Origin of the sequence: Lichenifustis flavocetrariae (assembly GCF_026130545.1) — a bacterium.
GTDB lineage: Bacteria > Pseudomonadota > Alphaproteobacteria > Rhizobiales > Beijerinckiaceae > Lichenihabitans > Lichenihabitans flavocetrariae.
Window position 1 is genome coordinate 1 of record NZ_JAMOIM010000025.1, and the last position, 12,521, is coordinate 12,521.

General features: G+C 63.3%; 9 protein-coding genes. All 9 read right to left on the bottom strand.

Features of this window, described 5'->3' with window-relative positions; genetic code table 11:
* The coding region (locus M8523_RS25610) for a hypothetical protein (protein ID WP_282587730.1) at positions 1-342 on the bottom strand (342 nt) is incomplete at its 3' end.
* Between the two features lie 524 nt (positions 343-866).
* Positions 867-2,372, bottom strand: coding sequence for an HlyD family type I secretion periplasmic adaptor subunit (locus M8523_RS25615; RefSeq protein WP_282587731.1), 1,506 nt, complete (start codon positions 2,370-2,372; stop codon positions 867-869).
* On the bottom strand, positions 2,372-4,528 hold the full coding sequence (locus tag M8523_RS25620; RefSeq protein ID WP_282587732.1) for a peptidase domain-containing ABC transporter: 2,157 nt from the start codon (positions 4,526-4,528) through the stop codon (positions 2,372-2,374). Before M8523_RS25620 ends, M8523_RS25615 begins: the two co-directional genes overlap by 1 nt.
* 53 nt (positions 4,529-4,581) lie before the next feature.
* On the bottom strand, positions 4,582-5,451 hold the full coding sequence (locus M8523_RS25625) for an FkbM family methyltransferase (RefSeq protein ID WP_282587733.1): 870 nt from the start codon (positions 5,449-5,451) through the stop codon (positions 4,582-4,584).
* Between the two features lie 115 nt (positions 5,452-5,566).
* Positions 5,567-6,436, bottom strand: a complete 870-nt coding sequence (locus M8523_RS25630; RefSeq protein WP_282587734.1) for an FkbM family methyltransferase — start codon at positions 6,434-6,436, stop codon at positions 5,567-5,569.
* Between the two features lie 478 nt (positions 6,437-6,914).
* The gene (locus M8523_RS25635) at positions 6,915-7,928 is read right to left on the bottom strand and encodes a UDP-glucuronic acid decarboxylase family protein (protein ID WP_428351310.1); all 1,014 of its coding nucleotides are present in this window, start codon (positions 7,926-7,928) and stop codon (positions 6,915-6,917) included.
* 160 nt (positions 7,929-8,088) lie between these two features.
* Positions 8,089-9,771, bottom strand: coding sequence for an ABC transporter ATP-binding protein (locus M8523_RS25640; protein ID WP_282587736.1), 1,683 nt, complete (start codon positions 9,769-9,771; stop codon positions 8,089-8,091).
* Positions 9,768-10,712 (bottom strand): acetamidase/formamidase family protein, encoded by a 945-nt coding sequence (locus M8523_RS25645; protein ID WP_282587737.1) that lies wholly within the window; start codon positions 10,710-10,712, stop codon positions 9,768-9,770. The genes M8523_RS25640 and M8523_RS25645 overlap by 4 nt, the downstream gene beginning before the upstream one ends.
* Positions 10,713-10,880: 168 nt before the next feature.
* Positions 10,881-12,503, bottom strand: a complete 1,623-nt coding sequence (locus M8523_RS25650) for an ABC transporter substrate-binding protein (protein ID WP_282587738.1) — start codon at positions 12,501-12,503, stop codon at positions 10,881-10,883.
* Between the last annotated feature and the right edge of the window lie 18 nt (positions 12,504-12,521).

Genomic DNA, 12,521 nt, shown 5'->3' on the forward strand with positions numbered 1-12,521 from the left:
GGTCAGGGCTCCCACCTGCGTCGCCTTCAGGCCCGCCGCCTGCGTCGACGTCATCGCCGTCAGGTCCGTGGTGTTCAGCGCGAGAGCCTGAGACGTGGTCAAAGCACCCACCTCAGTAGAGGTGAGAACCGCAAACTGCGTCGTCGTCAGAATATTGATCGCGCTCGTCTGGAGCGCCGCGAATTGTGTGGCCGCGAAGGCTGCGATGTCGGTGGTATTGATGAAGCTGACTTGTGTGGAACTCAGCACCGCAGCCTGCGCGACACTCAGCGCGGCAATATCAGTGGTGGTCAGCTGCGAAATATTCGTCGTCGACAGGTTGGCAACCTGCGTCGTGGTCATGCTCGAGATGATTGAGGTCACTGTTTGCTCCAACACACAATCAAGCCGCGTGAAATCAGCTGGCTTTAGGCAATAGCCACGACGACGAGGGATCGGCGCCATGAAGGGAAGCCGCCGTCCAGGCCGCACCACGTCCCGGTTGACCGAAGGCACAGCAACGTCGAGCTGTGACTTGGGACAAACGAGGCGCTTGAGCCTGGATGACGAATGGAAAGTCCGGATAAACCCGGGCGTGGCGAAGCGGCATCATGCCTTCGGACGGGTCCCAATAGAGGACCACCCGATCCGTCACGCCTCGTTATAGATCGGCAGCTGTTAAACGCCGCTTAAATGCAGAGCCGCGTCTTGAATGTTCCGCCGGATTTGTAAAGCCCTGTGGGCAAGGTAAATCGTTGGTAAATCGCACCGCCGCAGTTGGCCTTCTGTTCGAGAAACAGCCGACCTCGAACGCAGTGCCGGATCCGAATACCTAAAATTGAACTAAGCCCGCGCCTTTACAGAATGAGCGCCAGCAACGCGACCTTTCAAGGTTCTCGAATGCTTTCGTCAAATCCGCGGGTAATCGGGTTGAGAAAATATGAGATGACGCTGCGCGTTCCAGCTTTGATTTCGGCCGTGAGCGTCATCCCGGGGATCAGGTGGGCGTCTTTCGGACCGCCTTTCAGTGTCGTCCGGGTCAACTCGATCTGGCTGCGATGCATCATGCCTCCGAGCGCCTGGTTGTTTCCCGCCACGGAGCCGCCCGGCGGCGTCGAATCCTCGCCGATCGCGCGCAGCCGCCCTTCGAGGACGCCGTCGCGCTGGAACGGAAAGGCATCGATCTTGAGCACGACGCTGTCGCCCGGCTTGACGTAGCCGACATCGGCGGAATTGATCGAGACATCGGCGATCAAAGGCGCACTGGTGGAGACGATCGTGATCAGCGGCTCGGCGGCCTGGAGCACCGAGCCGACCGATCGCTTGGCCACTTCGAGGACGATGCCGTCCTCGGGTGCTCTCAGCACGACCATCCCGTTCAGGTGATCCGCCTTGACGAGGCTTTCCTCGACGCTTTTGGCTTCCTTGCGGGCCTTGACCAGATCATCCATCAATTGGCTGCGCCACTGGTCGACGAAGACTTGACGGTCCGCGTCGCGGGCCAGGAGATTATGCTGTTGCTCGCTCAGCCGACTTTCGTTGTCGCGCTTGTCGCGCTCTGTGCGCATGCGAATGAGCGAGGCGTCGAGGAAGGTGGTCTTGGCCTCGATCTGCCGGCTGTAGAGTTTGGCATGCATGTCTTCGAGCTGTTTGTAGATTGCCAACTGCTGCGCCAGAGAAGCATCGTTCGACTGGACCTTGGTGATCGTCTCCTTCAGCCGCGCGATATCTTCGTCGAACGCCCGCAGCCGCGCGGCATATTGAGACTGCCGCTGTTGATACAATGTGAGCTGCAGGATCGCATCCGGCCCCGCACCCGCGTAGGACAAAGGTGTCCCGGCGAGTTCGGCCTCCAGGCGGTCGATCTCGGCTTTCAATCCGTCGCGCTGCGAATTCAGCGCGGATTGGTCCGCCTGGGTCAAGGTGGCGTCGAGCGTCGCGAGTTCGTCGCCTTTGTGGACCGCGTCGCCCGCCTTCACTTTGAGGGAGCGGATCACGGCCAGTTGCAAGGGCTGCAGCACGATCGTCGGCGCGTCCGCCATCAGCTTCCCGCCAGCCGTCACGATGATGTCGATCTTGACCAGGGATGCGACCGTGATGATCGCCGCCATGGCGCCCATGATCAGATAGGGCGTGTAGCGCACGAACGCCGGGGGCGATTGCGCGAAGATCTCGTCGAGATCTCGCAGGGGCGGTGCGAGATGTTCCTTCGAGATGGCGATCTGCCCCGCAATGCGGGCGTAGACGCTCTTTGGAAAAGCCAGAAGGCCGACCTGACCCTCGCCCAATGACGGACGAAAGCGCACGCTGAGGCGGCGCCGGAAGCCGCGGCCGCCGGGCGCTTCCTGGGAGGTGCTCGGGGATGGACCTTCCCTGCGGCTGGCATCCGTCATCAAAAGAACTTGGTCTGTTTGAGCCAAAGCCGCTGATAGACGTGGCAGCGGGTGAGCAGGACGTTATGCGGCGCGAAATCGAGAACCTGCCCATGTTCCAGAACCAGGATCGCGTCGGAGGCCGCCAGGGATGTCAGGCGATGCGAGACGATGAGAAGTGTACGGCCCTTGGCGATTTCGGTCAGGTGCTCCTGCACGATGGCTTCGCTCTCGGGATCGAGCGCGCTGGTCGCCTCGTCGAAGATGAGGAGTTTCGGCCGTAGCAGCAGCGCCCGGGCGATGGCCAGGCGCTGGCGCTGGCCGCCGGAGAAGTTGGCGCCATTCTCTTCCACGAAGGTTTCATAGGCCTGCGGCAGCCGCTCGATGAATTCATGGGCGCCCGCCATATGGGCAGCTTCGATCACCTCATCCAGCGAGGAACTTGGCCGCGTGGCCGCGATATTGTCCCGGATGGTGCCGCGAAACAGGAAGTTCTCCTGCAGCACGACGCCGATGCTGCGACGCAGATGGGGAAGATCGATGTTGCGGATGTCGACGCCGTCGATCCGGATCGAGCCCTCCTGCGCGGTCTGGATGGCTTGGATCAAGCGGGTGACCGTGGTCTTGCCCGATCCCGAACGGCCCACGACGCCGATCACCTGTCCGGGCTCGACCGTAAAGCTCACGCGGTCGAGCGCAGGGGTCGAGGCGCCATTGTACCGGAACGTGACATTGTCGAAGGTGAGGCGGCCCGTGATCGTCGGGGTGATGCCCATCCGGCCGGGCTCGCGCTCCAGCGGATGATGCATGACGCTGCCGAGCATCTTCACCGCCATGGCGGTTTCTTGATACTCGTTGATCAGGCCGACGATCTGGACAAGCGGTCCCGTCACGCGTCCCGCCACCATGTTGAAGGCGATCAGCGCGCCGATGCTGAGCTCGTTGTTGAAGACTTCGATCGACCCGAAGCCCAGAATGGCCATCTGCAGGGCCTTTTCGAGGCCGGTCGTCGTGACATTGGCGAGCGCCGCGATCCGCCCGACGCGGGCACGTCGCTCGACCCCAAGCGCGACGGTATCGTTCCAGGTGTCGAGCCGCCGGGGCTCCAGGGCAAGCGATTTGACCGTGCGCATTCCGTGGATGGTTTCGACGAGATGGCCCTGGCGCGCGCCTTCGGCCTGATAGAGCCGCTCAAGATGGCGGCGGAAGATCGGCACGATCACGCCGATGACGCTCGCCATGGCGATTGCGAACATCAGCACCACAAGGGTCAGCTTGCCGCTGTAGACCACCAGCAGCGCCAGGGTGAGCGGCAGGGAAATCGCGTCGAGAATGGTTTGAAACAGCCGGCCCGTCAGGAAATGCCGGATCGTTTCTGTCTGCTGCAGGTTGCGGATCACCAGACCGGCCGTGGTCCCTTCGAAGAAATATTGTGGCAGATTCAGCAGATGCTCAAAGGTGCGGGAGGCCAACCGCGCGTCGATCTTGCTGGTGACGAACAGCATCAGATATTGCCGCGTGTAGCTGAACACGCCGTCGAAGATCACCAGCACGCAGAAGATGGCCACGACCGCCCCGAGCGTTTGATAGCTGCGATGGCTGATGGCCTTGTCGACAAGAACCTGGAACAGCATCGGGATCGCGAAGGCGATCAGGCTCGACATCAGAGCCGCCAGCGCGACGTCCCGCAGATAGCGGCGCTGACGCATGATTTCGGGGAGAAACCAGGTGAGCCCGAAGGTTTCGGCCTGCGCCTTGACGGGCTGGGGCGCCCGTTTGCTCATGATGAGCAGCCCAGTCCAATCGGCGCAGAACGCGTCCTTCGCGATCATGACCGGTCCGTCGGTCTCGGTCCGCGGATCGAGAACGACAGCCGCGGGACCGTCCGGCCCCTCGGTCACATTGACCACGATGACCCAGTTGCCGTCCCGGTAAGGAGCCATCATGGGGCAGGCCGCCCGAAGGTCCTGCAGGTGCTTCCAGCGCCGCTCGCGGAAAACCTTGCCCTGCAGACCGACGCCGTTCAGGACGCGCAGGCTCGAGCCGACGATATCGGCTTCGCTGATGGCCGCGATATTGTCCGGCGTGAGTTGGACGCCACGATGCAAACACATCACGAACAGGCAGCGGAGCGCCGTGTGATGTCGTGAGAGCGAGAGGTTGGCGTTGGCGTTCACGGAACCGAGATCACCTTCACCAGGCCGCCGAGTTGATCGCGCCAGCCGTCATCTCAGGCGGCGGCCTTCTGTCCGGCGCCGAGCCCGGCCAGATAACGGTCCGCGAATGTCGATCCGGCTCTCCGGTCATGCTCGGCGAGGAAGAACATGACGAGGTCGAAGGACTGGTAGCAGTCGTGCAGGATGGCGGCGGCCTTCAGGAGTTGGTCGGGCTGCAGCCGATCTGCCTTTGTGAAATCCTTGACGAAGACCGCATCGGCATAAAGGTACTGGCTGAGATTGGCGTAAATGTCGTTGCGCAGGAGCATGGGACGCACGACCCGGCTTTCCGTCTGCACGAAACGGTGCAGCACGAACCCATGCCGCCGCAGCGCCTGATCGACATCCGAATAGAGCGGTTGATTGCGGTACATCGGGAGGAATTCGACCTCCGTCTGAATCACCACGGCGTCGCGAAGGCGGTTCGGGGCGCTTTGGAACACCATGAGTTCGGCGCCTTGGATGTCGATCTTGAGCAGATCCATGCCGGCCGTCTCGGGCACGTCATCGAGCCGTACTGTGTCGACCGGGAATTTGCCGATGACGTCGCCCCATTCGGGGAACCCGTGATAAAGCGCCAGCAGACTGGGATCAGGCTCCAGTAGCGAGGACATGCTGGATGAGTAACACATGTGCAGCGTGTGCCGACGGCCGTCGCCGACCGCGAAAGGCAGGTAGGTCTCGTGCGGCCCCTTGAGGTCGTCGAGTTGGGCCAGTGCCTCCGGATTCGGCTCGAACCCGATCACATCCGCGTCGCCATTGGACAGCATGGCCGCATATGGCGGCGCGCCGTTCGCCGGATTGGCCCCGACATCCACGATTTTGACCCGGATCGCGGCCCCGAGCGTCTCGTTCAAGCGGCCTGAGCCGGGCTGGCTGGTCATGCTGCATCCAAAAGCGATGACGCCGTCGGCGTCGGTGGTTGCGAGGTGATTCAGACTGGACCGGCAAGCTTGTGCCGCGCTGATGGCGGCGGGCCCACGCGCCGTCGCTGTCGGCTCAGGCCGCCTGATCGAGCGCCGACTGCTGCAGGTTCGTCATGAATCGATCCGCGAGCGTCGTGGCCGTACGCCGATCGTATTCGGCCAGCAGATAGATCACGAGATCGGTGGAGCGGTAACAATCGTGCAGAATAGCGGCGGTCTTCAGCAATTGCGGAGCGGAGAACCGGTTCAGCCGCGTGAAATCCTTGATGAAGATCGCATCCGCGTAGAGATGCTGGCTCAGGCTGGCGTAGGGATTGCCGTTGACCGCCACGGGGCGGATGACCCGGCTGTTCATCTCCGAGAAGCGATGCAGCACGAACCCCTGTGTGCGCAGGAACTGATCGACATCGGAAAAGAGCGGCTGGTCCTTGTAGAGCGGCAGGAACTCGACTTCCGTGTGAATCACGCAAGCGTCCCGCAGGCGCTCGGTCCCGCTCTGAAAGATCATCAGCTCGGCACCCTGGACATCGATCTTGAGGAAATCCATCCCAATACTCTGCGGGATGTCATCGAGCCGGACAGTGTCGATCGGGACCTTTGCGATCACGGTGGCCCATTCCGGGAAGCTGTGGAAATGCCGCAGAACCTCTGGATTGGGTTCGAGCAACGAGGTCATCCCCGATGCCTGGCAGACGTGAAGCGTGTGTCGACCCCCGTCACCTACCACGCAGGGGATGTAGGTTTCGTTAGAGCCTTTGCGCCGTTCAAGAGCCGCCAACGCTTCGAGGTTGGGTTCGAATCCCACAACCGACGCGTCACCGTTGCTGAGCATATGGGCGTAGGATGCCGGCCTGTCTATCGGAATGGCACCGATGTCGACTACCTTGATCGGCATCCACATCTCGACCAGATCGCGGAAGGATGGATAAGTGTGATAGGACATCTGCGCGTGCCTTGAGGACAGGGTTGCGGCGGGATATTGAGACGGCATGCGCGGCACACCGTTGTGTCCGAAGGAGATTTTTCGAGTCTAGTGATTTTTGGAAGAAGTTTGACCGGCTGCGTTCGAAGAAACCGCTGAATATTGTCGCGGCGGTTCCGGTTTCTGTCGTGCCGCTTGCGGCGATCCATCTACATTTCGCGGCACAGAGTTCTGAGTTCCCGTCTCCACGCGGGAGAGGGCAGAAGTCGTGCCCGAGCTTCCGACCACGTGTGATCGTGAGTTCGCATCATCACGTTCGCCTTTTGCCGTCTTCGCGAGGCGGCGAAGCCGCCGTGGCAATCCATTCCGCGTCGGGATCTGGATCGCCACGCTTCGCTCGCGATGACGGCCAAGTGAAACCAATCATCCGAACTCGACGTGACTCCGATAGCCCACCGGATCACGCCGACGCGACTTGGCATGGAGGCCGTAAAGTCGCTCAGGCTACGAAAGATTGCCGCGTGTCGTTCGGGCGCCCCGTCTCGGCCGGCGAACCGCTGCCCTTCCGGCTCTCCGACGAGAGAATCCGGTCGAAGTAACGAATGGTCAGATCGAGACCTTCCCGCAACCGGGTGGTCGGCTGCCAGCCAAGCACCTCCATGGCGCGATCGAGATTCGGCTTGCGTTGCTTCGGATCATCTTGGGGCAGCGCCTTGAACACCATGCGGGACGACGATCCCGTCATGTCGATGACGGTCTCGGCAAGCTGACGGATGGTGAATTCGCCGGGATTGCCGAGGTTGATCGGGCCCGTGACGTCGTGGCCGGTCTCCATGAGGCGGACGAGGCCGGAGACGAGGTCGTCCACGTAGCAGAAGGAGCGAGTCTGGTTGCCATCACCATAGAGCGTGATGTCCTGGCCCTGCAGCGCCTGCACGATGAAATTCGACACGACGCGGCCGTCGTTCGGGTGCATGCGGGGACCGTAGGTGTTGAAGATCCGGGCGACCTTGATGCCGAGGTCATGCTGCCGCCGATAGTCGAAGAACAATGTCTCGGCGCACCGCTTGCCCTCGTCGTAGCAGGACCGCGGACCGATCGGGTTGACGTTGCCCCAATAGGTTTCTTCCTGCGGGTGCACGGCCGGATCGCCGTAGACTTCGGAGGTCGAGGTCTGCAGGATCTTGGCCTTCACGCGCTTGGCGAGGCCCAGCATGTTGATGGCCCCGATCACGCTCGTCTTCGTGGTCTGGACGGGATCGAACTGGTAATGGACCGGGGAGGCCGGGCAGGCGAGATTGTAGATCTCATCCACCTCGACATAGAGCGGCAGGCAGACATCGTGCCGCATCAGCTCGAAGTTCGGCGTCGCCAGCAGATGGCCCACATTGCTGCGCGTGCCGGTGTAGAAATTGTCGACGCAGAGAACTTCGTGGCCCTGAGCCAGCAGGGTTTCGCACAAGTGCGACCCGATAAAGCCCGCGCCGCCTGTGACGAGAACACGTTTCGTGATCAAAGGACAAAACTCCGAGCCGGGCTGGCCTGTTCACCATGTTGGAACCAAACAGGCGAGGAGCCGATAAGACGCAATTAGCGTTAAAACGACGTTACACCCTCGCTGGCGCGCTTCAGACTTTCTTCGGCACGATGAAGCGCCATCGCGCGCTTGCAGATCAGGCTGACGCGGTCACACGGTCCTGGTGTCGGATCGTCGAAGGAATTGGGACCGGAACCGCCCGCATCAGGGCCCTGGTGTAGGTATCGACGGGGTTCTCGAACACCGCGCGCCGGCTGCCCGTCTCCACGAAGGCGCCCCCCCGCATGACCGCCACCTGATGGCTCATGCGCTCCACCACCGCCATATCGTGCGAAATGAACAGGTAGCTGAGGCCCATCTCTTCCTGCAGTTCCAGCAGCAGGTCGAGCACATGGGCCCGGACCGAGACATCGAGGGCCGAGACGCTCTCGTCGGCCACGATGATCTTCGGCTCCAGGGCGAGCGCACGGGCGATGCAGATGCGTTGCCGCTGGCCGCCCGAGAATTCGTGCGGGTAGCGGGTCGCCTGGTCGGGCGTGAGATGGACGCGCCGGAGCAGCAGGGCGACGCGCTCGCGCCGTTCATTCCGGGTGCCGATGCCGTGGATCGCGAGAGGCTCGGCGATCGACTCGCCGACCGACATACGCGGATCGAGCGAAGCGTAAGGATCCTGGAAGATCATCTGGGCCTTGCGGCGCACCGGCTTCATGGCGCCGGGGGAGAGGCCCGCGATGGCGACACCGTCGATCACCACCTCGCCCGTGAAGGGGATGAGTCCGAGGACGGCCTTGCCGATGGTCGATTTGCCGGAGCCGCTCTCGCCAACGAGGCCGAGTGTTTCCCCAGCCTTCAGTTCGAAATTGACACGCTTGACGACCGGTGGCGGCGGCGACCCGCGGCCGAACCAGCCGGTCGCCCCGCCATAGGTGACCTCAAGATCGCGCACGAACAAGATGGGTCCGGCCGGCAGCACGGGCGGTGGCGCCGCGGTGACGCGCGGCGGCCCGTCGGTGCCCCGGAAGGCACCGAGGCGCGGCACGGCATCGAGCAGCTGCTTCGTATAGGCTTCGCGGGGCTGCTCGAAGATCTGCGTGAGAGAACCCTGCTCCACCATCCGGCCCGCTCGCAGCAGCGCGACCCGGTCCGCCATCTCGGCCACGACCCCCATGTCATGGGTAATGAGGATGATCGAGGTGCCGAACTCCCCCTTGAGCTCGCGCATGAGCGTCAGGATCTGGGCCTGCACGGTCACGTCGAGCGCGGTGGTGGGCTCGTCCGCGATCAATACCTTTGGCCGGCACGAGAGTGCCATGGCGATCATCACGCGCTGCCGCATGCCGCCCGACAATTCGTGCGGATACTGGCCGAGGCGCCGGGCCGGCTCGTTGATGTGCACAGCGTCCAGCATGGCGCGGGCGCGGGTCTCGGCGCTGCCGCCGTCCGTGGCGCCGTGGATCCGGATCGCCTCGGTCAGCTGCGCCCCGATCGTCATGACGGGGTTCAGCGAGGTCATCGGCTCCTGGAAGATCATGGCGATGTCGCCGCCCCGCAACTGCCGCATCGCGCGTTCCGGCAGGGTCGTGAGCTCACGCCCGGCGAGCTTGATCGACCCACCGCGCTGCCTGAGCGACGGCGACAAGAGCCGCATGATCGACAGCGCCGTCAGCGACTTGCCCGAGCCGGATTCGCCCGCGAGGCAGAGCGTCTCGCCTGGAACAAGCGCGAAGCTGACCCCGTCGAGCACCGGGCGCAGGCCTTCGGGCGTGCGCGCGTCGATCGACAGGTCCGTGATGGCGAGGAGCGGCTCGGGCGTGGTCACGAAAACACGATGCGCGGGAAGTAGGTCGAGATGATCCAGTTCGGCTGGTCGACGATCTCGCTGATGCGGAGATCGCCGCAGACCGACAGCAGGATATAGGCGTCGACGGGGGCGAGGCCGTGCTCGGCGGCCAAGAGGTCGATCATCCGCATGACGCTTTCGCGCGCGGCCGTCATCAGATCCGGGCCGAGGCCTGTCGTCGCCTCGTAGCCGGCGCCGTCGAGATGGCGGGTCACGGGACCCGGCGTCGAGAAGCGCGGGCTTTGCAGATTCGCGCCCTTCACGAGGTCGAGCGTCACCTCGACATCCATCTGGCTTTCGATGGCGGTGCCGCAGACTTCGCCGTCGCCCTGGGCCGCATGGGTGTCGCCGATCGAGAACAGTGCTCCCTCGACCTCCACGGGCAGGTAGAGCGTGGTCCCCTCGGCAAGATCGCGGATGTCGAGATTGCCGCCGACGCGGCGCGGCGGCACCACCGAATGAATGCCCGGTTCGGCCGGGGCGAGCCCGATCTCGCCCGCGAAGGGTTTGAGGGGCACCCGGCCTTTCGGACCATAGACCGCGGGGGCGAGGCTCGACGGGTCATAGCTCCACATATGCAGCGCCGGATCGGGGAACTGGTCGGCCAGCAAGCCGAAGCCCGGGATATTGGCGGTCCAGCCGAGGCCGGAGGGGATGAACTTGCGGAAGGTGATCTTCAGCGCATCGCCCGGTACGGCGCCTTCGACGTAGACGGGCCCCGATACCGGATTGACCTTGGAAAAGTCGAGCGTGGTCACGGCTTCCGCAGTCGAGCCGGGGGCGAAATGCCCGGCGCCGGCATCGAGGCATTCGAAATGGATCGTCTCGCCCGGCTTGCAGGTCAACGCCGGCACGAAATCACGGCTCCAGCCGAAATTATGGTTCTTGCGATGGATCGTGTGGTTGCAGGTCAGGCACATGGGGGTCTCCGAAACGTGTCCCTTCTCCCGCTCGGGCGGGAGAAGGTGTCGCGGCGAAGCCGTGACGGATGAGGGGAATCACGGTGCCGAATGAGGTTCGGGGTCCCTCATCCGACCTCGCTTCGCGAGGCCACCTTCTCCCGCAAAGCGGGAGAAGGGAAGCAGCCGTCATTGCTTGGCGTAGATGGCCTCATAGTCGATCACCCGCGTCGGATCGATATAGATCTCGTCGGGCCCGCCCATACGCTTCGACTTCGCGACCACGCGGCGCTCGTTGAAGACCGGCACCCAAGGGGCGGCCTGGGTCTGAATATCGGTGAAGATCTGCGCCCAGACCTTCAGGCGCTCGTCCTTCTGGTCCGGCTTCGACATGGCGTCGGCCTTGGTGCCACGCTCCTCGAAGCCCTTGTCGCAATACCAGGACCAGTTCCAGCCTCCCGTCACGGCGCCGCCGCAGCCCAGGATCGGCCCATAGAAGTCGGACGGGTCCGGAAAATCCGCGATCCAGCCCATGCCGCCCGACCAGGTGAGCTCCGACTGGTCCTTGTTGCCGCCGGCCGCGATGACCTCCGGCTGCGCCAATGCCTTGATCTCGGCCTTGATGCCGACAGCCGCGAGATCCTGCTGGATCGCCTGTGCGATGCGCGGGTTGGGGTCGGTGTTCATCGCATAGAGGGTCGTTGTGAAACCGTCCTTCAGGCCGGCCTCAGTGAGCAACTGCTTGGCCTTGGCGACATCGTAAGCATAGCCCTGATAGGCCTTGTCGTAGCCGGGCATGAGTGGCGGCAGCACCTGGCTGGCCGGGGTCGCGCGACCATTGATGAGGCGGACGATGCGGTCCTTGTTGACCGCCATGTTGAGGGCCTGGCGCACCCGCACGTCGTCGAACGGCTTCTTGGTCGTGTTGATCGTGATGTAGCTCGTCTCGAACTGCGCCCGGTCGACGATCATGTCCTTGGCGTCGGCCGAGTTCTTCATCTCCAGATATTTGGCGGGCGGGATGCCGTCGCCCGCGATGTCCACCTCACCCTTCTGCAGCCGCAGAATGGCGACGAGCGGCTCCTGGCCGATCTCGACCCGGAACCCGTCGAGGTTCGGCCGATCGCGGAAGTAATCCTTGTTGCGCTCGAAGACGAGACGCTGGCCCGGCACCCATTCGGTCAGCTTGAAGGCGCCCGAGCCCACCGGCTTCTTGCCGAAATCGGCGCCTTCGGCCTCCACCACCTCCTTGGGCACGGCCGACGAGAAGTTGAGCGCCAACACGTTGAGGAAGGTGGCGTCGGGCTGGGAGAGGGTGAATTTGACCGTGGTGTCGTCCGGCGTCTCGATGCCCGAGATCGTCGTGGCGGAGCCGTCCGCCAGTTTGTCCTGGCCGACGATCGAATGATAGAAACCGCCGCCCGGCCCTTGCGTCTTCGGGTTGACGGCGCGCTCGATCGAAAATTTGACGTCGGCCGCCACGACCTTTCGGCCATTGGTGAATTTCGCGTTGGGGTCGAGCTTGAACGTGTAGACGAGCCCGTCCGGTGAGATGGTCCAGGACTTGGCCAGCGAGGGCACGATGTCGGTCGTGCCGAACGTGTAGTCGACGAGCCGCGAGAAGAGCCCGTTGATCATCGACCAGTTCTGCCAATCGTAGCCGATGGCGGGGTCGAGCGTTGCCATATCGTCCTTGTAGGTGACCACGATCGTGCCGCCCTGCACGGGCGTGTCGGCATGCGCCGGGAGTCCTGCAAGACTGCTCGCGATCGCGAGCGCCGCCGTGGTGGCCTTCAACCATCTCTTGGTCATCAACACACTCCTTAGGGT